The 19,752-nt window shown below is 70.1% G+C and carries 21 protein-coding genes; 11 read left to right on the top strand and 10 right to left on the bottom strand.

From position 1 onward, the window contains the following. Positions 1-235 precede the first annotated feature (235 nt). Both I73_RS33025 and I73_RS03725 read left to right on the top strand, forming a co-directional pair. The gene (locus I73_RS33025; protein WP_022979386.1) at positions 236-643 is read left to right on the top strand and encodes a hypothetical protein; all 408 of its coding nucleotides are present in this window, start codon (positions 236-238) and stop codon (positions 641-643) included. 20 nt (positions 644-663) lie between these two features. Then, positions 664-1,050 (top strand): VOC family protein, encoded by a 387-nt coding sequence (locus tag I73_RS03725; RefSeq protein ID WP_026096272.1) that lies wholly within the window; start codon positions 664-666, stop codon positions 1,048-1,050. Positions 1,051-1,074: 24 nt separating this feature from the next. Here I73_RS03725 and I73_RS33465 read toward each other — a convergent pair whose 3' ends face one another. Continuing rightward, the gene (locus I73_RS33465; RefSeq protein ID WP_040499477.1) at positions 1,075-1,275 is read right to left on the bottom strand and encodes a hypothetical protein; all 201 of its coding nucleotides are present in this window, start codon (positions 1,273-1,275) and stop codon (positions 1,075-1,077) included. 93 nt (positions 1,276-1,368) lie between these two features. On the opposite strand from I73_RS33465, the gene I73_RS03715 reads away from it, so the two are divergent. After that, positions 1,369-1,959, top strand: a complete 591-nt coding sequence (locus tag I73_RS03715; protein WP_022979383.1) for a GNAT family N-acetyltransferase — start codon at positions 1,369-1,371, stop codon at positions 1,957-1,959. Between the two features lie 9 nt (positions 1,960-1,968). Next, positions 1,969-2,589 (top strand): GNAT family N-acetyltransferase, encoded by a 621-nt coding sequence (locus I73_RS03710; protein WP_022979382.1) that lies wholly within the window; start codon positions 1,969-1,971, stop codon positions 2,587-2,589. Positions 2,590-2,598: 9 nt separating this feature from the next. Here I73_RS03710 and I73_RS30670 read toward each other — a convergent pair whose 3' ends face one another. From I73_RS30670 to I73_RS25755, 5 genes are all read right to left on the bottom strand, one after another. After that, positions 2,599-3,231, bottom strand: coding sequence for a DUF6515 family protein (locus I73_RS30670; protein ID WP_022979381.1), 633 nt, complete (start codon positions 3,229-3,231; stop codon positions 2,599-2,601). Between the two features lie 123 nt (positions 3,232-3,354). Then, positions 3,355-4,647 (bottom strand): TRAP transporter large permease, encoded by a 1,293-nt coding sequence (locus tag I73_RS03700; RefSeq protein ID WP_022979380.1) that lies wholly within the window; start codon positions 4,645-4,647, stop codon positions 3,355-3,357. Positions 4,648-4,657: 10 nt separating this feature from the next. After that, positions 4,658-5,263 (bottom strand): TRAP transporter small permease, encoded by a 606-nt coding sequence (locus I73_RS03695; RefSeq protein ID WP_022979379.1) that lies wholly within the window; start codon positions 5,261-5,263, stop codon positions 4,658-4,660. A gap of 89 nt (positions 5,264-5,352) precedes the next feature. Continuing rightward, the gene (locus tag I73_RS03690; RefSeq protein WP_022979378.1) at positions 5,353-6,378 is read right to left on the bottom strand and encodes a TRAP transporter substrate-binding protein; all 1,026 of its coding nucleotides are present in this window, start codon (positions 6,376-6,378) and stop codon (positions 5,353-5,355) included. Between the two features lie 156 nt (positions 6,379-6,534). Continuing rightward, on the bottom strand, positions 6,535-7,326 hold the full coding sequence (locus tag I73_RS25755) for a DctP family TRAP transporter solute-binding subunit (protein WP_022979377.1): 792 nt from the start codon (positions 7,324-7,326) through the stop codon (positions 6,535-6,537). 102 nt (positions 7,327-7,428) lie between these two features. On the opposite strand from I73_RS25755, the gene I73_RS03680 reads away from it, so the two are divergent. From I73_RS03680 to I73_RS25750, 4 genes are all read left to right on the top strand, one after another. Next, entirely contained in the window at positions 7,429-9,465 is a 2,037-nt protein-coding gene (locus I73_RS03680) for a sensor histidine kinase (RefSeq protein WP_022979376.1), read from the top strand. Continuing rightward, positions 9,446-10,039, top strand: coding sequence for a response regulator transcription factor (locus I73_RS03675; RefSeq protein WP_199899028.1), 594 nt, complete (start codon positions 9,446-9,448; stop codon positions 10,037-10,039). The genes I73_RS03680 and I73_RS03675 overlap by 20 nt, the downstream gene beginning before the upstream one ends. Before the next feature lie 34 nt (positions 10,040-10,073). Then, positions 10,074-11,348, top strand: coding sequence for an SAM-dependent methyltransferase (locus I73_RS03670; RefSeq protein WP_022979374.1), 1,275 nt, complete (start codon positions 10,074-10,076; stop codon positions 11,346-11,348). 158 nt (positions 11,349-11,506) lie between these two features. Continuing rightward, positions 11,507-13,618 carry a M13 family metallopeptidase gene (locus tag I73_RS25750; RefSeq protein WP_022979373.1) on the top strand — a complete coding sequence of 704 codons (2,112 nt, stop codon included), beginning with the start codon at positions 11,507-11,509 and terminating at the stop codon, positions 13,616-13,618. A gap of 27 nt (positions 13,619-13,645) precedes the next feature. On the opposite strand, the gene I73_RS33020 is transcribed toward I73_RS25750, so the two are convergent. Further along, the gene (locus I73_RS33020; protein ID WP_022979372.1) at positions 13,646-14,014 is read right to left on the bottom strand and encodes a hypothetical protein; all 369 of its coding nucleotides are present in this window, start codon (positions 14,012-14,014) and stop codon (positions 13,646-13,648) included. Positions 14,015-14,366: 352 nt separating this feature from the next. Between I73_RS33020 and I73_RS03655 the strand changes: the two genes are divergently transcribed. Then, positions 14,367-15,689 (top strand): DUF4397 domain-containing protein, encoded by a 1,323-nt coding sequence (locus I73_RS03655; protein WP_159105833.1) that lies wholly within the window; start codon positions 14,367-14,369, stop codon positions 15,687-15,689. Between the two features lie 82 nt (positions 15,690-15,771). Here the strand turns inward: I73_RS03655 and I73_RS03650 are convergent, their stop codons facing one another. After that, positions 15,772-16,650, bottom strand: coding sequence for a pirin family protein (locus tag I73_RS03650; RefSeq protein WP_022979370.1), 879 nt, complete (start codon positions 16,648-16,650; stop codon positions 15,772-15,774). Positions 16,651-16,694: 44 nt separating this feature from the next. Continuing rightward, positions 16,695-17,315: an FMN-dependent NADH-azoreductase gene (locus tag I73_RS03645; RefSeq protein ID WP_022979369.1), complete on the bottom strand. Its 621-nt coding sequence runs from the start codon at positions 17,313-17,315 to the stop codon at positions 16,695-16,697. 110 nt (positions 17,316-17,425) lie between these two features. Here I73_RS03645 and I73_RS03640 point away from each other — a divergent pair, with 110 nt between their 5' ends. Then, entirely contained in the window at positions 17,426-18,382 is a 957-nt protein-coding gene (locus I73_RS03640) for a LysR family transcriptional regulator (RefSeq protein WP_026096267.1), read from the top strand. Between the two features lie 10 nt (positions 18,383-18,392). Beyond that, complete coding sequence (locus I73_RS03635) at positions 18,393-19,235, top strand: hypothetical protein (RefSeq protein ID WP_022979368.1); 843 nt, start codon at positions 18,393-18,395, stop codon at positions 19,233-19,235. Here the strand turns inward: I73_RS03635 and I73_RS30665 are convergent. Then, entirely contained in the window at positions 19,178-19,750 is a 573-nt protein-coding gene (locus tag I73_RS30665) for a GNAT family N-acetyltransferase (RefSeq protein ID WP_022979367.1), read from the bottom strand. The genes I73_RS03635 and I73_RS30665 overlap by 58 nt on opposite strands. Between the last annotated feature and the right edge of the window lie 2 nt (positions 19,751-19,752).

Here is a 19,752-nt window from a genome sequence, read left to right as displayed (position 1 = left end):
ATACGAACTGCGAAGTGATGATCGGCGGTCATACGGGGGGAGTTTGAGACGCCACCGCTCCGGGTCGATAGCCGCCGACCAAGAGCCGAGTCGCGACCGTCAGCGCCCAGTCTGACCGGTCATCGGGATCGCCGCGAAGGAGCACCTGTTCGGCCTTGTCAAGCACCACCCATGTGGTTCTGATGGCGCAGGGCATCATCCGGCTTGTCGCTGCTGCCGCTATCGCCGTGCCCGCATGGAATTCCTTCTAGAGCTGCTGTTCGAGATCTTTGGCGAGTTCATCCTGCAGTTCGTCTTCGAGGCGATCTCGCAGGCCTTTTTGCATCTGTTCAAACGGCCGGGCCGGCCTGAGCCGGGCGGGGTGGTCAGCGCCTGGTGGGCCGTGGCGGGCTACGCCCTGTTGGGCATGGCGTGCGGGGCGCTCAGCGTGTGGCTGTTGCCGCATTTCTTCATCCATTCCCACCTGGCGCGGCTGGTCAACCTTGCGGTCACGCCGGTGCTGGCGGCGGGGGCTGTGGCGTTGCTGGGGCGGCGGCGCAGCCGGCGCGGCCTGGGGGTGGTGCGGGGGGACCGGTTCGCCTACGCTTATGTTTTTGCCTTTGCGATGGGCGCCATGCGCTTTGCCATGGGCGATGCGGGTTGAGCCAAACCTTGGAGGTGGCGATGAAACGGGTGACAGGTATCGGGGGTGTCTTCTTCCAAGCCAAGGATCCCGCCGCGCTGCGCGCCTGGTACCAGCGGCACCTGGGCATTGACGTGCAGCCCTGGGGCGGCGCGGCGTTTGACTGGACGGACGCGGCCGGGCAGCCGGTGGCCGGCACCACGGCCTGGTCCATCGGGCCGCAGGGCAGTGAGCAGTTCGCCCCGGGCACGGCGCCTTTCATGGTGAACTACCGCGTGGCCGACCTGGACGCGCTGCTGCAGGCCCTGCGCGAAGAGGGCTGCCAGGTGCTGGAGAAGGCCGACGATTCCGAGTACGGCAAGTTCGGCTGGGTCATCGACCCGGAGGGTCACAAGGTGGAGCTGTGGGAGCCGCCCGCAGGGTCCTGAGGGGCCCTGCAGGAGGGGCCTGCATCAGGCCCGGCCGGCGTCCACGTCCTTGAGGAAGCGGATCAGCCCGGCCATGCGGTCCCAGCGCTCGAGCTTGCCGCTGGCGCCCATGTCGCTGGGGCCCTGCATGGGCACGTAGATCTTGCGGTTGAGGTGCGAGAAGCTGCGCAGCACCGGCTCGGGCCAATGGTCTGCCGGCTTGGCAGCCCGGGCGGAGGGCGCCACGGCCAGCGCCCCCAGGCACAGGCGGCGCGTGGCGTCGTGGGGGTTGGGGTGCGGATGATGCTAGCCCAGCGGCGGCTCCGCTACATTGGGCCGATGAACGCGATCCGCTTTCCCCTCCTTCTGGACTTCCCTGACTCGTTTCAGACCGAGCGCCTGCTGCTGCGCCTGCCGCGCGCGGGCGATGGGGCGATGGTGCATGCCGCGGTGGCCGAGTCCATCACCGATCTGCGCCGTTTCCTGGGTGCCATCCCCTGGGTGGCCGAGGAGCCGTCGGAGCAGGCTTCGGAGCTGTTCTGCCGCAATGGCCACGCCAACGCCGCGGCGCGCAAGGATTTCCCCTTCCTGCTGCTGGACCGGGCCAGCGGGGCCTTCGTGGGCGTGGCGGGCCTGCACCGGCCGGACTGGGCGGTGCCCAAGATCGAGGTGGGCTACTGGTGCCGCAGCAGCCGCACCGGCCATGGGCTGATGACCGAGGCGGTGCGCGCCGTCACGGCCTTTGCCTTCGAGCATCTGCAGGTGGCGCGGGTGGACCTGGTGGCCGACGAGGAGAACCACGGTTCACGCGGGGTGGCGCTGCGCGCGGGCTTCACGCTGGAGGGCATGCTGCGCCACGACCGGCGCGGGCCCGGCGGGGACTTGCGCAACACCTGCCTGTACGGGCGGCTGGCGGGGGAGCCGGCGTAGCATCACGGCATGCATGCGCCCGATTCCCAGACGGGCCTGGCGCCGGGCTGGCGCTTCCAGGCCATGGGGCACCATGCCCGGCCGCTGCGGGCCGACGAGGTGCCTTTGCTGCAGGCCTTGTACGAGGCCAATCCGCTGTACTTCGAGACGGTGACCGGCCGCGGCCCGCGCCCGCATGAGGCCCAGGAAGACTTTGATGAGCGGGCGCCGTCGGACATGCCCTACCGCGCCCAGGAGTGCCTGGGCCTGTTCCGCCACGACGGCACGCTGGTGGGCGTGAGCATCGTGGTGATGGACCTGCTTGCGCCCGGGGTCTGGCACGTGTCGCTGTTCCTGCTGGCCACCGGCCTGCACGGCCACGGCCTGGCGCGGGCGCTGTACCAGGCCCTGGAGGCCTGGGCGGTGCAGCAGGGCGCGCAGTGGATGCGCCTGGGCGTGGTGGTGGGCAACACGCGGGCCGAGCACTTCTGGTGGCGGCGCGATTTCACCCAGGTGCGGCTGCGCGAGCACATCCTGGCCAGCGACCGGGTGAACACGCTGCGCGTGATGGTCAAGCCGCTGGCCGGCCAGCCGGTGGCGGCCTACCTGGCCCAGGTGCCGCGCGACCGGCCGGAAACCGAGCTGCCCTGAACGAGGCGTTCAGCGCAGGGTGTAGCCGCGGCCATCCATGCAGGCCTGCACGGCGCGGTTGAAGATGGAGGCGTCGCTCATCGCGTCGCGCTGGGTCATGGCCCACTGGTTGCACGCGCGCTGGTCGGCCTCGGTCTGCGCGGCGGACTGGCCGTTGCGCGGGTAGACGATGGGATCGGGCGCCGGCTTGGGCGGGGGGGCCACCGGCTGAACGGAGGCGACGCCGGTGGGCGGCTCCACCACGCGGTAGCCGGCTGGGCCATCGGGCAGGTAGTACACCCCGTTGGCGTAGTAGTAGGCCAGCCCGCCCACCCACAGCGTGGTGTAGGCCGGGGGCAGCATGGGCGCGATGATGCCCACGGGCGGGGTGACCACCACCCAGCGCGGCCCCACCGGGTGGAACCACACGCCGCCATGGAAGAGGAAATTCCCGCCGCCAAAGGCCACGCTGATGCCCCCCACCGGCGCCGCAGCCACGGACCAGCCGACGTTCGGGTACCAGAGGTTGTGGTGGTAGCGGTCGTCGAAGTGCATGGGCCAGGGGCCGGGCCCGTGGAAGCCCGGGGGGTGGGGCTGGGCCTGGGCTGCGCAGACGGGCAGGAGGGCGGCGGCCAGCAGGGCCGCGGCAAGGGCGCGGGGCATGTCGTTCCTCGATGAGGTGGGATGGAACGAGTCTGCGCCCGGTCTCTGCAGGCGGTGTCTCGGCCTGGCAAAGAAGCGTTGCTGCGGCGGCGCCCGCAGGTGCCGCCGCAGCCTTCACCGGCCTCAGGCGCCGGTGGACATGCCCAGCGCGTGGGGCAGGAACAGGGACAGCGTGGGCCAGTAGGTCACCAGCACCAGGAAGCCCAGCATGGTCAGTAGCCAGGGCCAGACGGCGATGGTCAGCTCGGTGATGCCCATCTTGGTGATGCCCGAGGCCACGTACAGGTTCAGGCCCACCGGCGGGTGGCACATGCCCACTTCCATGTTCACCACGATCAGGATGCCGAAGTGCACCGGGTTGATGCCCAGCTTCATGGCCACCGGGAACAGGATGGGGGCCATGATCAGCACGATGGAGGAAGGCTCCATGAAGTTGCCGGCCACCAGCAGCAGCACGTTGACCACCAGCAGGAAGGCGATGGGGCCCAGGCCCATGCCCACCAGCCAGTCGGCCAGCTGCTGCGGGATGTTCTCGTTGGCCAGCACGAAGCTGAACAGCACCGCGTTGGTGATGATGTACAGCAGCATGGCGCTCATGTTGGCCGAGCTCAGCAGCACGCGCGGCACGTCCTTCAGGCGCATGTCCTTGTAGACGAACACGGCGATGAAGAAGGCGTAGACGGCGCTCATGGCCGCGGCCTCGGTCGGGGTGAACAGGCCGGTGTAGATGCCGCCCATCACGATGACGATCAGCAGCAGGCCCCAGACCGACTCACGGAAGGCCTTCCAGCGCTCGCCCATCGTGGCCTTCTTCATGCGCGGGTAGCCGAACTTGCGGGCCCGCCACCAGGCGGTCAGGCCCAGCAGGAAGGCCAGCAGCAGGCCGGGGATGACGCCGGCCATGAACAGCGCGCCCACCGAGGTGTTGGTGGAGACCGAGTACATCACCATCACGATGGACGGCGGGATGAGGATGCCCAGCGCGCCGGAGGTGGTGATGATGCCGACGCCGAACTTGTTCGGGAAGCCGGCCTTGGTCATGGCCGGCAGCAGGATGGAGCCGATGGCCACCACCGTGGCGGGGGAGGACCCCGACACCGCGGCGAACAGGGCGCAGGCCAGCACGCCGGCCAGACCCAGGCCCCCATGCCAGTGGCCCACCATGCTGGTGGCGAAGTTGATCATTCTTCGCGCCACCCCGCCGTGGGTGAGGAAGTTGCCGGCCAGGATGAAGAACGGGATCGCCATGATCTCGAACTTCTCGATGCCGGTGAACAGCTTGAGCGCCACCGACTCCACGGGCACCTGCGTGAACCCGAAGATGAAGGTGAGGACGGTGAGGCCCAGCGCGATGGAGATGGGCATGCCGGTCAACATCAGGACCAGCAGCAGGGAAAAGATGATGATGCCGCTCATGGTGGGTCCCTCAGGCCTTGGTGGGCTCGGTTTCTTCGTCCAGGCCGTCCACATGGCCGTGGTCGTGGTGCGGCAGTTCACCGGTGCGCACGAAGGCCCAGGCCACCTGCAGGAAGCGGAAGCACATCAGCGAGGAGCCCAGCGGGATGGCGCAGTAGATGATCCAGGTGGGCCACTCCAGGTCGGGCGTGGTGGGGCCTTCGATCATCTCGGAGACGTCCATGCCCAGCCAGCTGGCGAAGGCGTAGTGGGCACCGTTCTCCCACACGAAACGCGCGCCCATGGTGGCCACCGCGCCGGTGAAGAAGGCGCCGGCCAGCAGGCCGAACAGCACCACCTTGCGGCGGTGCTGGGGCTGCAGGCGGTTGATCAGCACGTCCACCCCCACGTGGATGCCGGTGCGCACGCCGTAGGCGGCGCCGAACTTGGCCATCCAGACGAAGAGGTAGATGGTGGCCTCCTGTGCCCAGGCGAAGTTCAGGCCCAGCAGCCAGTTCTGCAGCGGGGATTCGAAGCCCACCAGATAGCGGTGCAGCACGGCGACGAAGGTGATGAGGGTGGCGGCGCCCATGAAGGTCGCGATCAGCCACTCCTCCAGGTGATCGAGCCATTTCATGGTGGGCTCTCCTTGGGGGTTGGGTCGGCAGGGGGCGTGAAAAGGCCCACGTCCTGCGTGGGCCTGGGGGGACGGTCAGGCCGCCTCGATCACATCTTGGTGGGATCGAAGTGGGTGGCCTTGTAGATGTCCTGGATGGTCTCTTCGCCGATGCGCGAGGCCATCTGCTTGTGCACCGGGAACATGGCCTTTTTCAGCAGGAAGCGCTCGCCCTTGGTGGGTTCGTAGACGGTGGTCTTGCCCGAGGCCTTGACCTTGGCCAGCGCGTCCATGTTGTCCTTGAGGGCGTCTTCGTTGGCCACCTTGGTGGCGTCGGCCATGGCCTGGGTCAGCTGGGCGCGGATGTCGGCGGGCAGGCCGTCCCAGAACTTCTTGTTCACGACGACGGCGTAGCCCAGGTAGCCGTGGTTGGTCACGCTGACGTACTTCTGCACCTCGTGCATCTTCTGGGTGTAGAGGTTGGACGGCGGGTTCTCGGTGCCGTCGACCACGCCGGTCTGCAGGGCCTGGTAGGTCTCGGAGAAGGCCAGCACCTGGGGCAGGGCGCCGATGGCGCGCATCTGCGCGTCCAGCACCTTGGAGGACTGGATGCGCATCTTCAGGCCCTTGTAGTCCTCGACGGACTTCAGCGGCTTGTTGGCCGACATGACCTTGAAGCCGTTGTCCCAGTAGGCCAGGCCGGTGATGCCGCGGCTTTCCAGCTTCTTGAGCAGCTTGGCGCCCACGGGGCCCTGGGTGACGGCGTGCAGGTCGTTGTAGTCGTCGAAGATGAAGGGCAGGTCGAAGGCCTCGAATTCCTTCACGCCCAGCGGCGCGAACTTGGACAGCGAGGGCGCCAGCATCTGGACGGAGCCCAGCTGCAGGGCTTCCATCTCTTCCTTGTCCTTGTAGAGCTGGCTGTTGGGATAGACCTCGACCTTCACCTTGCCCTTGGTGAGCTCGGCCGCGCGCTTGGCGAAGAAGTCGGCCGCCTTGCCCTTGGGCGTGTCGTTGGCCACCACGTGGCTGAACTTGATGACGATGGGCGACTGCGCCTGGGCGGTGGACAGCCAGCCAGCGCTGGCCAGCAGAGCGGTGGTGGCGGCCAGGGCGGCCCGGCGGGTGAGGCGGTTCATGGTCTGTCTCCGGAATGTGTGGGTCGTCAGCGGCATGGGGCCATACCGTGCGTGCCCGGAGTGTGGCGAGGCCGCCGGGCCATCGGAACTGTGGATTTCCACATCCGGGCCCCTGGGAGGCGGTTGTCGAGGGTATATCCCGAGATGTCGACCGGTTCAGCGTGGCGGGATGAAGCCCGCGGCGCGGTAGGCCGCCCGCAGCGCCGCCGTGCCCACCCGCTCGGCCACCGCGGCGTGCACGCCCATCAGGGCGCGGCGCCAGGCCTCCAGCTCGCTGGCCTGCGGGGCGTGCAGGCTGACCCGCGCATGGCCCTTGATCTGGCCCAGGGCCCAGGCGTTCTCGGCGTTGGCAATGGCGTTGGCGTACTGCGTGGCATCCGCCACGGCGCTGTCGAAGACGCCGCGCAGCTCGGCCGGCAGGCGGTCGTGGAAGGCGCGGTTGACCAGCAGCGCATAGGCCAGGTAGCCGTGGTTGGACAGGGTCAGGTGCTTCTGCACCTCGGCCAGGCGCTGGGTCAGGAAGTTGGAGGCCGTGCCTTCGGTGCCGTCCACGCTGCCGGCCTGCAGGGCGGTGAACAGCTCGGAGAAGTTCATGACCCGGGGCTCGGCGCCCAGGGCACGCATCTCGGCCTCGGCCACGGCCGAGGGCTGTACCCGCATCTTCAGGCCCTTGAAGTCGGCCACGTCCCGCAGCGGCTTGTTGGCGCTCATCAGCAGAAAGCCGTTGTCCCAGAACGCCAGGCCCCGCACGCCGGAGGGCTCGAGCTTGCCGAACAGGGTGCGGCCGAAGGTCTGCGCGGTGTCGTTGAAGGCGCCGCGGTTCTTGAACAGAAAGGGCAGGTCGAAGACCTCGAACTCCTTCACCCCCAGCGGGCGCAGCTTGGACAGCGAGGGCGCCAGCAGGCTGGCCCCGGCGGCCAGCGCGGTGCGGCGGTTGATGCGAGTCATGGCGGCAGGAGTGTGTGAGCCGCCGGCCCGGGGCCGACACTGTGGACTTCCACATTTCGCCACCCAGGGGCGCGCCGGCCGCAGTGGCTAGACTCGCCGCTCATGGACCGCATTGGCCCCCACGTCCTGTCCCGACCGCAGCCCGCGCGCGCGCTGCCGGCGGCGTTGCGGCGTGGGCTGTGGGTCTGGCCGCTGCTGCTGTCGCTGCTGTTCGTGGGCGGGGTGGTGCTGTGGGCCTACCGCACCGACCGGGACGAGCGGGAGGAGGCCCACCGCACGATGATCTCGGACGCGCTGAGCGCCGAGGCCCAGCTGCGGGCCCGGCTGGACCTGGAGGCGCTGCACCTGCGCAGTCTGGCCGCGCAGCTGCGCCGGGCGCCGCACACCCGCCAGTTCCTGGCCAGCCGGCCCGAGGTGGAGGAAGGCTTTCGTGGCCTGTGGCTGAGCGTGACCTGGCTGGACGCGGGCAACCGCATCGTGGCCCATCTGCCGCCGCAGGAGGTGCCGCTGCTGCCGCTGGCCTCGGACGAGCGCGACGGCCTGAGCGCCCACCTGGTGGCGCCGGTGGACCCGGCCATGGCCGACGCGGTGCCGGAGACCAACCGCTTCGATGTGCCGGGCGAGAAGGTGGTGCTGCGCTTCTCGCCGTCCACCCTGCTCAAGCGCGACACGCCCTGGTGGCTGACCCGGCGCTACGAGGTGCAGCTGGTCGATGGCAGCGACCAGGTCATCGCCTCGGCCGACGGCCCGGGCAACGGCCAGGCCGCGCCGGGCCTGCGCGACAGCTACCGCGTGCTGGTGGGCAGCGGCATGCCCGGGGTGTACCTGCTGCTGACCCAGCGCGAGCTGCCGCAGCCCTGGTGGCAGGGGCTGCCGCTGGTGCTGGTGGGCGGCTTTCTGCTGCTGGTGGGCGGGGCCACGCTGCTGCTGCGCCGGCAGATGCGGCAGGTCAGCGCGGCCGAGGCGGCCTGGCGCACCGAGGTGGCCTGGCGCGGCGCGATGGAGGATTCGGCCCTGGTGGGCCTGCGTGCGCGCGACGCCGAGGGCCGGCTGCTGTACGTGAACCGCACCTTCTGCGAGTTGGTGGGGCGATCGGCGGAAGAACTGATCGGCCTGAAGCCGCCCATGCCCTACTGGCCGCCGGAATCGGCCGGCGAGGCCATGCAGCGCAGCCGCCGCGGCCTGGCGGGCCTGGCCCCGCGCGAGGGCTACGAGGCCCAGTGGCGCCATGCCGATGGCCACCCGATCGAGGTGATGGTCTTCGAGTCGCCGCTGGTGGACGCCAGCGGTCAGCAGATCGGCTGGATGGGCTCGATCATCGACATCACCCAGCGCAAGCGGCTGGAGGAGCGTGAGCGCCACCAGGCCGAGGCCCTGGCCCACCAGGCCCGCCTGACCACGCTGGGCGAGGTGGCCTCGGCCCTGGCCCACCAGCTCAACCAGCCGCTCACGGCGGTGGCCGGCTACAACGCGGGCGTGCTGCGCCGGCTGGAGCAGGCCGGCTGCGAGGACACGATGGTGCTGCAGGCCCTGCGGCGCCAGGGCGAGCAGGCGGCCGAGGCCGGGCGCATCGTGCGGCGCATCCGCGAGTTCCTGACCCGGCGCGCCCCGCAGCGCGAGCCGGCGGTGCTGGCCGAGATCGTGCGCCAGGCCGCCAGACTGCTGCAGCGCGACTTCCAGCGCCAGATGATCCAGGTGGCGCTGGACCTGCCGTCCGGCCTGCCGCTGGTGCAGGCCGATCCGGTGCTGATCGAGCAGGTGCTGATCAACCTGCTGCGCAACGCCGCCGATGAGCTGGCGCAGCAGCCGGCCGGCCAGCCCCGGCAGATCCGGGTGTCGGCCCAGGACACCGGCAGCGGCTTTGTGCGGCTGGACGTGGACGACAGCGGCCCGGGCCTGGCCGGCCGCACGGCCGAGCAGCTGACCACGCCCTTCTACTCGACCAAGCCCGAGGGCATGGGCATGGGCCTGGCCATCTGCCGTTCGGTGATCGAGGTGCACCATGGCGCTTTCGATGCGGGCATGAGCCCGCTGGGCGGTGCGCGCTTTTCCTGTTCGCTGCCGGTCTGGCAGGCGGATGCCGACCCCGATGCTGGAGACGACCCTGATGACGATGCCGATGGTGCACCTGGTCGATGACGAGGCCGCGGTGCGCGATGCGCTGGGCTTTCTGCTGCAGTCGCACGGACTGAGCACGGCGGCCTATCCTGACGCGCCGAGCTTCCTGTCTGCTCTGGCGGCGGGCCCCTTGCGCGGCTGCGTGCTGCTGGACGTGCGCATGGAGCCCATGTCGGGCCTGCAGCTGCACGACGAGCTGATGGCGCAGGGCTTCCGGGCGCCGGTAATCTTCCTGACCGGCCATGGCGACATCCCGATGGCGGTGGAGGCGCTGAAGAAGGGCGCCTTCGATTTCGTGGAGAAGCCCTTCAGCGACGACGCGCTGGTGGAGCGGGTGCAGAAGGCGCTGGCGGTGGAGGCCGCCCAGCATGCCGACCAGGCCGCTGGCCACGAGGCCACCGCGCGCCTGGCCAGCCTGTCCGAGCGCGAGCGCGAGGTGATGCAGCGGGTGGCCGCAGGCAAGCTCAACAAGGTCATTGCCGACGAGTTGCACATCTCGGTGCGGACGGTGGAGGTGCACCGGGCCAAGGTGTTCTCCAAGCTGGGTGTGCGTTCGGCGGCGGAGGTGGCCACCCTGCTGGCGCAACTGCGCTGAGGCGGCGCTCCGGGGGCTGACGGACAATCGCGGCATGAGCACCGATGCCGCGGACGACACCGCCACCACCTTGTCCGATGCCCCTGACGCCCTGGCCGAGCTGGCCCGGCGCGACCGCTTCTTCGACGCCCTCTCGGCCAGCCTGGCCGAGCAGCGCTGCGTCAAGCTGGTGCTGGGCAAGCCGCGGCGCAGCGGCTCGGACCTGGTGCGGGTGATGGCCCGCCCGTTGGTGTTGCGTGGTCAGCCCTGCCTGAGCCTGCTGTACCACCACGCCACCCGCGACATCACCAAGAACCCGCCGCTGGCCGAGGGCCTGGCCGCGGTGCAGGCCATGCTGGGCACCGAGTTCAGCCACGCCCACCTGTTCACCACCACCGAGGAGTGGCAGCTGATGGTGAGCAAGCGCGGGCGCATCGGCGTCACGCGCAAGACCTTGCAACAGGCCGGTGCGCCGAAAGCCGCGGCCACCGGCCACGACCGCGAGAAGCACCGCTTCCTGAGCCTGGACCTGCCCTTTCTGGAGGACCTGGGCGTGACCGACGCCCAGCACCGCCTGGTGCCCGCCATGGCGCGCAAGTGGAAGCAGATCAACAAGTTCGTCGAGGTGCTGGACCACGCGCTGGAGGCCGCCAGGCTGCAGCCGCGCGACGGCCGGGTGAGTGTGGTGGACTTCGGCTCCGGCAAGGGCTACCTGACCTTTGCGATGCACCAGCACCTGACGCAGGCCCGCGGCTGGCAAGCCAGCGTGACCGGGGTGGAACTGCGCGAGGACCTGGTGAACCTGTGCAATGCGGCGGCGCTGCGCCGGCACATGGCCGGCCTGTCCTTCGTCTGCGGCGATGTGCGCAGCCATGTGCCCGAACACCTGGGCGTGATGGTGGCGCTGCACGCCTGCGACACGGCCACCGATTTCGCGCTGCACACCGGCATCCGCGCCGGCGCGTCCATCATCCTGACCGCGCCGTGCTGCCACAAGCAGATCCGGCCGCAGATGCAGCTGCCGCCGCTGCTCAAGCCCATGTTGCAGCACGGCGTGCACCTGGGCCAGCAGGCCGAGATGGTGACCGACAGCCTGCGTGCCCTGCTGCTGGAGGCCCACGGCTACGACGCCCAGGTCTTCGAGTTCGTGGCCCTGGAGCACACCAGCAAGAACAAGATGATCCTGGCGGTGCGCCGCCCCGCGGGCAGCCGGGTGGATGAGGCCCGACGCGCCCAGGTGCTGGGGCAGATCGCCGAGATCAAGGCCTTCTACGGCATCCACGAGCACTGCCTGGAAAGCCTGCTGCAGGCCGACGCCCAGGCCGCCTGAGCCCGGGCGTCAGCCCCCTAAGGCGACCCTGTTTCGAATGGAAGCCACGGGGTTTGAACTTCGCTTCTGCATGGTAGTCTGACCCTTTCGCCGACCCGGCGGGAGCGTCAAGAGCGCGGGCCGGGTCTTCACGAACCGACCTGTTCAGGAAGCGATCCGTGCTGAAGCTGTCCTCTCTTTCCCTGGCCGTGCTGGCCCTGTGCACCTTGCCGGCCTGCACCACGCCCGGCGCCGCCGCCGGTGCCGTCTCCAGCACCCCCCCGGTCGCGGTGGCGCCTGCCGCCGCACCGGCTCCGGCCCTGGCTGCGGCCAGGGCCGCCTCCGCCTTCACCTTCGACCGCAGCGGCGAAGACCTGTCGGTCCGGCCGCAGGACGACCTGTTCCGCGCCGCCAACGGTGGCTGGCTGAAGGACACTCCCATTCCCGCCGACAAGTCAGCCTATGGCAACTTCTCGATCATGTCCGATCGGGCCGATGCGCGGGTGCACACCCTGGTGGAGGAGCTCTCCAAGGGCCACTACCCGGACGGCAGCAACGAGCAGAAGATCGCCGCCTACTTCCGCGCCTTCACCGACGAGGCCGCCATGGACAAGGCCGGCAAGGCGCCCCTGCAGCCCCTGCTGGCCCAGGTGCAGCAGCTGCGCAAGCCCGCCGACGTGACGCGCTACATGGGCCGGATGCAGGGGGTGCTCTCGCTGCCGCTCGCGCTGGACGTGCAGCCCGACCAGAAGGCCCCGACGATGAACCTGCCGCTGACCTGGCAGGGTGGCCTGGGCCTGCCCAACCGCGAGTACTACCTGTCCAAGGACCCGCGCATGGCCCAGGCCCGCGCGGCCTACCTGTCCTACCTGCAGACCCTGTTCCGCCTGGACGGTGACCGCAAGCACGCGGCCCGTTCGGCGCGGGATGTGCTGATGTTCGAGACCCGCCTGGCCAAGGCCCAGTGGACCGAGGTGGCCAACCGCGACGCCCAGAAGACCTGGAACCCGATGACCCGGGCCCAGCTGGCGGCCAAGGCCCCTGGCCTGGACTGGCAGGCCTTCTTCGCTGCGGCCGAGATGTCTGCGCTGCAGCGGCTCAACGTCTCCCAGCCCGACTACGCCCAGGCCGTGGCCAAGGCCGTGCACGAGGTGCCGGTGGCCACCTGGAAGCTCTACTTCCGGGCTCGGGTGATGGACGCCAACGCGAACCTGCTGGCCAAGCCCTGGCGGGATGCCTATTTCGCCTTCCATGACAAGGCGCTGTCGGGCAGCGAGCAGCCCCGGGCGCGCTGGCAGCAGGGCATCGACGCGCTGGACGGCGCGCTGGGCGAGGCGGTCGGCCAGCAGTACGTGGCCCGCTACTTCCCGGCCGACCACAAGGCCCGCATGCAGGTGCTCGTGGCCAATCTGCTCAAGGCCTACGGCGACTCGATCGACGGCCTGACCTGGATGAGTCCGGCCACCAAGGTGAAGGCGCGCGAGAAGCTGTCCAAGTACGCCACCAAGATCGGCTACCCGGACAAGTGGCGCGACTACGGCGGCCTGACCGTCAAGGACGGCGACCCGGTGGGCAACGCCGAGCGGGCCGGCCACTTCGATTTCAAGCGCGTGGCGGCCAAGCTGGGCCAGCCGGTGGACCGCAGCGAATGGCTGATGACTCCGCAGACGGTCAATGCCTATTACAACCCGGCGATGAACGAGATCGTCTTCCCGGCCGCCATCCTGGAGCCGCCCTTCTTCGACATGGCGGCCGATGACGCGGCCAACTACGGGGCCATCGGCGCCATCATTGGCCACGAGATCAGCCACGGCTTCGACGACCAGGGCTCGCAGTACGACGGCGACGGCAAGCTGGACAACTGGTGGACGCCGGAGGACGCCAAGGCCTTCGCGGCCCTGGGCCAGCGGCTGGTGGCCCAGTTCGCGGGCTATGAGGCCTTGCCCGGTCACAAGGTCAACGGCCAGCTGACCCTGGGCGAGAACATCGCCGACCTGTCTGGGCTGCAGATCGCCTACAAGGCCTGGAAGCTGTCACTCAACGGCGCGACGCCGCCCGTGATCAACGGCCTGACCGGCGAGCAGCGCTTCTTCTACAGCTTCGCCCATGCCTGGCGCTCCAAGTACCGCGAGGAACTGCAGCTGCGCCTGCTGACGGCCGACCCGCACTCGCCGCCGGAATTCCGCGCCAACGGCACGGTGATGAACCACGACGGCTTCGAGGCGGCCTTCGGCCTGAAACCGGGCGACAAGATGTACAAGGCGCCGCAGGACCGCATCCGCATCTGGTGATGCGCGGCGGGTCGGCGCCGGACGGGGTCAGGCGCTGATCGACAGCGCGCTGTGCTGGGCCTGCAGTGCCTGGTTCAGCGCGCTCTGCGCCAGGTAGCGGCGGCTGCCGGTGCCCAGATCGGTGTCGCCCCCTTCGGTGGGGGTGGGGGCGGCCTGCCGGGCCTGCTGGGCCACGGAACGGGAGGCGGCGCTGAGCCGGGCCTGGCTGGCGGCCAGCTGGCTGCGCAGGCTGTCCATGGCGTGCAAGGCCTCGTCCAGTTCCTGGCTCAGGTGCTCGTTGGCATCGGCCACCGGTGACACGGGCTCGACCGAGGCCACGCCCTGCACGGGCACCGGGCTGGGACGGGCGGGCTGCACCGGGGCGACCGGTGTGGCGGGAACGGGCGAGATCAGCATGGTCAGGCTCCTGTGCGGCGGTGTCCGGCCGACAAGCCGGGCCTTCTCCCGAAGGCATGGGCACACTGTGCCGGAAACTGAAGGGTTGCGGCGCGCGGCCCACAGGCCCTGTCGTGAACTTTGCCGCGTCCCGAGGATCTGTCTGGGGGATGCCGGCAGCGGCACTGGGCGCGCTGGAAGCGCGTCCTGGCTTGCGACTATCATGTGCGCCACAGGTGGGGCCGGGCCTGGGTGGGCGGCCGGTTCACCGGCACCTTGCAGATGGCAACAGGCCAGCAATGCAGGCCGCCTCACAATCTCCCGCCCGAGCGAGCCCCTGAATCAATTTGTCTGTCAGAGACTGGACCTTCGAATGAAGAAAAGAACCCTGCTTGGCCTGATGGCCGGCCTCCCCTTGACCGGCGTTCTGTCTGCCTGCGGCGGCAACAACAGCGGGAACGCCCAGGTGCGCCTGCTGAACGCCAGTCCCGGTTACGGCAGCCTGGATCTGTACGTCAACGATTCCCTGAAGTGCAGTGGCGTGGCCTATGGTTCCGTGAGTGGCTATGCAGGCAATGATGCCGGCTCGTTCTCGATGGCCCTGACCGCGACCGGTTCCAGCACCGAGCTGATCACCACTTCGCGCACCCTGAGCAAGGACACCCACTACACCGTGGTGGCTTACGGCTGGGCGGGGGCCCTGAAGTCGGCGCTGATCACCGAGGAAGAGGACGCTGCCGACAGCGGCAAGATGTCTTTCCGGGTGGTCAACGCGGCCTCGGATGCCGGCTCGGTGGACGTCTACCTGACTGCCTCGGGCGATGATCTGGCTTCGTCCACGCCCGTGCAGGCCGCTGTGGGCGCGGGCTCCAGCACCGCATACGGCACGGTGGCGACGGGCACCTACCGCTTGCGCATCACCGCCGCAGGCGACACCACCACCCTGCTCCTGGACGTGGATGGCGTGTCGTTCGACAGCACGGGGGTCTACAACCTGGTGGTGACCCCGACCAGCGGTGGCGTCCTGGTGGACAGCATCCTGCTGAAGCAGCAGGGCAATGCGACCCCGTATCTCAACACCCAGGCGCGGGTGCGGGTGATCTCGGCCATGGCGGGCGGCCAGACGGTGGCTTTGTCCCTGGGCGCGAACACGATCCTTCCCACGACGGCGTCGCCGGCGGTGCAGAGCCCCTACGTTCTGGTGAACGCAGGGACCTACGCCGTCAATGCCTCGGTGGGCGGCAACTCGCTGGGCAGCAGCTCGATCACCCTGGCGGCCGGGTCCGATACCACCCTGATCGTCACGGGCAACTCGGTGTCCGACGCCAAGGTGACGGTGGTGACCGATGACAACCGTTTGCCCACCACGTCCGGCAATTACAAGATCCGCGTGATCCACGCCTCCGACAGCCTGGCCAGCTACACCCTGACATTCACGGTGAGCCTGAACGCCCTGTTCAGCGGGGTGCCGTTCGCGCCCACGCAGTATGCGTCCAGCTCGACCTCGACCTATGTCAGCAAGCCGGCCGTGTCCAATGCGGTGATCGCCGTGACGGTGCCTGGAACCGGCGCGACCATCTACAGCACGACGGCCTCCGATGGGGTGTCCCTGGCCTCTGGGAAGGTGTACACGATGTTTGTGCTCGACACCGCCGCAAACAACACCCCCACGGCATTGCTGCTGCAGGAGCGTTGATCGCCTCCCTGCCGCGCGCAGAACAGAAAGCCACCCCTCGGGGTGGCTTTTTTTGTGCCGATCCGATTCGAACCGGACCTCGTCAGCCCATCTTGCCGGCGCGGAAGTCGGCCACCGCCTGGAAGACCTCGTCCTGGGTGTTCATCACGAAGGGGCCGTACTGGGCGATGGGCTCGCCCAGCGGCCGGCCGGCGATCAGCAGCACGCGGGCTTCCTCCGGCCCCGGGTTCTGCAGCGTGATGCCATCGCTGCCCGCGGTGTTGGCCAGGATGGCCATGCGGCCGGCGGCCACCTCGCGCGGTTCGGCGCCCAGCACCACGCGGCCCCGGTAGGGGTAGACGAAGGCGTTGAACACCGGGTCCAGCGGTTGGCTGAACGAGGCGCCGGGCGCCAGGTGCAGGTCCAGGTACAGCGGCTCGGTGTGCTCGCGCTCGATGGCGCCGGTCACCCCCTGCGTGCGGCCGGCGATCACCCGCGCGGTCACGCCTTCGCCCTGCCATTCGGGAATGGCCTGGGTCGGGATGTCGCGGTACCAGGCCGGGATCATCTTGTCCTTGGCCGGCAGGTTCAGCCAGAGCTGGAAGCCTTCCATGCGGCCTTCCTCCTGCTCCGGCAGCTCGCTGTGGATCAGGCCGCGGCCGGCGGTCATCCACTGCACGCCGCCGTTCTCCAGCAGGCCCTCGTGGCCGGCCGAGTCGCGGTGGCGCATGCGCCCGGCGATCATGTAGGTCACCGTCTCGAAGCCGCGGTGCGGGTGGTTGGGAAAGCCCGCGATGTAGTCGTCGGCCTCGTCCGAGCCGAAGGCATCCAGCATCAGGAAGGGGTCCAGGCGGCGCTGCAGCTCGTGCGTGAGCACGCGGGTGAGCTTGACGCCGGCGCCATCCTGGGTGGCCACGCCGGTGACCAGGCGCTCGACGGCGCGGGGGTGCAGGACGGTGCTGCTGGGGATCGGGGTGCTCATGGTGTCTCTCCGTTGGACGGTGATTCTGCGGGAAGGTGCTGGGCTCAGCGCGTGGCGGCCTCGGCGGCCAGCCGGGCGATCTCGGCGCGGGCCTCGGCCAGGGCGCGGGCCTGCGCCTCCGGGCCCAGGGCCAGGCCTTCGGCGTAGATGAAGCGGATGTCGGTCATGCCCAGAAAGCCCAGGGCGGCACGCAGGTAGGGCACGATGGTGTCGCTGGGCTGGTCGCGGTGGACGCCGCCGCGGGTCAGCACCGCGTACACCGTCTTGCCGGTCAGCAGGCCCTCGGGGCCTTGCTCGGTGTAGCGGAAGGTGACCCGGGCCCGGGCGATGGCGTCGATCCAATTCTTCAACTGGCTGGAGATGCCGAAGTTGTACATGGGCACGCCCAGCACCACGGTGTCGGCCGACTGGATGTCCTCGATGGCCAGATCGTCCAGCGTGGCGCGGGCGGCCTGTTCGGGGCTGCGTTGCTCGGGCGGGGTGAAGAGGGCGCCCAGGGCGGCCTCGTCCAGCGCCGGGTGCGGCTGCACCGCCAGGTCGCGCACGGTGGCGCGGCTGCCCGGGCGGGCGGCCAGCAGGGCGGCGCTGAGCTCATTGGCCAGCAGGGTGGAGAGGGCGCCTTGTTCGACGCGGCGGGCGCTGCCGTTGATCTGCAGGAGTTTCATGGGGAGCCTCGGGGGAAGTGGAAGTCGATGGCTTCACTGTATTGACCACCTATCCTGCGATAAATTGGGTTCGATGGGTTTCTTTGTTCCATTGATGGAACAATAAGCCCATGACCGACGGCCCCTGGCTGGACCCCACCGACCTGCTGCTCTTTGCCCGGGTGGCGGAGTGCGGCAGCTTCACCCTCGCGGCCACCCAGCTGGGCTGGCCCAAATCCACCTTGTCGCGGCGACTCTCGGCGCTGGAAGAACGCCTGGGCGAGCGGCTGATGCGCCGCACCACCCGGCGGCTGACCCTGACCGACTTCGGCGCTGCGGTGCTGGAACATGCCCGCGAGGTGGTGGCCCAGACCGACGCCACGCTGGCCCTGGCCGAGCATCGGCGGGCCGAGCCCAGCGGGCTGCTGCGGGTGTCCATGCCGGCCGACCTGGCGGTGGGCGTGCTGGCCCCGGCCCTGGCCGGCTTTGCCCGGGCGCACCCCCGGGTGAGCCTGGAGCTGGACCTGTCGTCCCGCCGGGTCGACCTGGTGGCCGAGAACTACGACCTGGCCGTGCGGGGCGGGGTGCTGGCCGACGACGCCACGCTCGGCGCCCGTCGCCTGGCCAGCTTCGAGGGCGGGCTCTATGCCGCCCCTGCCTGGGCGGCCGACCATGCGCGCGGCTGGACCCACCCGCGCCAGCTGCTGGAGCCCGGGGTGGAGGGCGACTTGCCGCACGGCCTGCTGCTGGGCATGCCCGGGCGGGCCGCCAAGCCCTGGGCGCTGTCCCGGCAGGACGCCGAGGGTGGGCAGGAGGTCTGGAGCGGTCTGCCGGCGCGCACCACCCAGGCCAACCTGCCGGCCCTGCTGCTGGAGATGGCGGCGGCCGGCCTGGGCGTGACGGCCACCGCCGAGCTGCTGGCCCGGCCGCTGGTGGAGGCGGGGCGCCTGGTGCGCCTGCTGCCCGGGTGGCAGCTGCCGCCCGAATCGCTGTGGGCCGTGTTCCCCGGCCGGCGCCTGATGCCGGCCAAGACCCGGGCGCTGCTGGAGTGCCTGGCCGAGGCCCTGGCGCCCTGTCGCCCGGCGTAGCATCGCCCCCATGTTCGATCTGCCGCCGCCACCCCGGTTGGGCGTGGCCCACCGCCGCCGGCTGCGGGCGCTGTGGCGTTCGGCGGGCTGGCCCAGCCACGACCTGCTGGAGGCCGAGCTGCTGGTGGCCGGCCTGCTGACCCGCGAGACCGACCCGCAGGGCCGCGACACCTTGCGCCTGACCGAGGCCGGCCTGCGCCTGATGACCCAGGACGCCCAGGGCCACCGCAGCGCACGCAGCGCCCACGAGGGCCTGGTGGCCCGGGTCGCGCTGGAGATGCACCGGGCCGGCCGCATCGTCTGGCAGGGCCTGAGCCTGCGGGCGCCGGTGGCGGCCGAGGTGCCTGAGTTGCCGCCGCCTGCGGTGCCGTCGGTGCTCGATGGCGAGGCGGTGCCCGGGCCGGCGCAGATGCAGGTGCCGGTGCGCTGGGTCCAGGCCATGCCCGATGTCTATTCCATCCGCCACACCACGCGCGAGGACTGGGTGGAGCCGGTGGCGCACGAGATCAAGGTGTCGCGGGCCGATCTGCTGTCCGACCTGAAGAAGCCGGCCAAGGGCGCAGCCTATGCCGCCGTGGCCAGCCAGTGCTGGTACGTGCTGGCGGCTGGCATCGGCCAGGCCGAGGAGATTCCGGAAGCCTACGGGGTGATGCAGGCCCATCCGCTGGCCGGGCAGCCGGGCACCTTCGGCGCGCTGGAGGTGCTGCGCCCGGCGCCGCGGCGGCCCTTTGTGCTGCCGCTGGTGCTGTGGATGGCCCTGGCCCGCGCGGACGCCCGGCGCTTCGAAGACGAGGCTCAGACCGCGCTGAGCGAGGCGCCGCCGGCCAGATCCCCGGGCGAGGAAGGCGGCTGACCGGGGGCCTCCCACAGCCAGGTGGCCGTGGGCTCGCCGTCGGCGTCGGGCCGGGTGTGCTGCCAGCGCAGGCCGGCGGCGGCCAGCACCCGGGCCGAGGCGGTGTTGTCCGGCATGGCCGTGGCCCAGACCTGGCGCAGGCCACGTTCCCGCGCGCCCCAGTCCAGCATGGCGCTCACCATTTCACGGGCATAGCCGCGGCCCCAGAAGGGCGGGCGCAGGGCGTAGATGATCTCCACCGGCCGGCGCGGCTCGCCCGGTGGATGGATCAGGCCGCAGCCCCCCACGAACTCGCCGCCGGCCCGCTCGAACACGGCGCAGTAGCCGTAGCCCTGGTGGGCGTAGTTGTGCATCGAGACCCGCACCCAGGCCAGGCACAGCTCGGGCGTGAGCGGCGTGCCGTCGCCCAGCCAGCGCGCCACGGCCGGGTCGCCGTGCAGCGTCAGCAGCAGGGGTTCGTCGCCGGGCGCGAGCTCGCGCACCTGCAGGCGCGGGGTGAGATACAGCGTCTTCATCA

This window comes from Ideonella sp. B508-1 (assembly GCF_000333615.1).
Taxonomy (GTDB): domain Bacteria; phylum Pseudomonadota; class Gammaproteobacteria; order Burkholderiales; family Burkholderiaceae_C; genus Ideonella.
The sequence above is the reverse complement of the archived record's forward strand: the minus strand, read 5'-3'. Positions and strand labels throughout refer to the sequence as shown.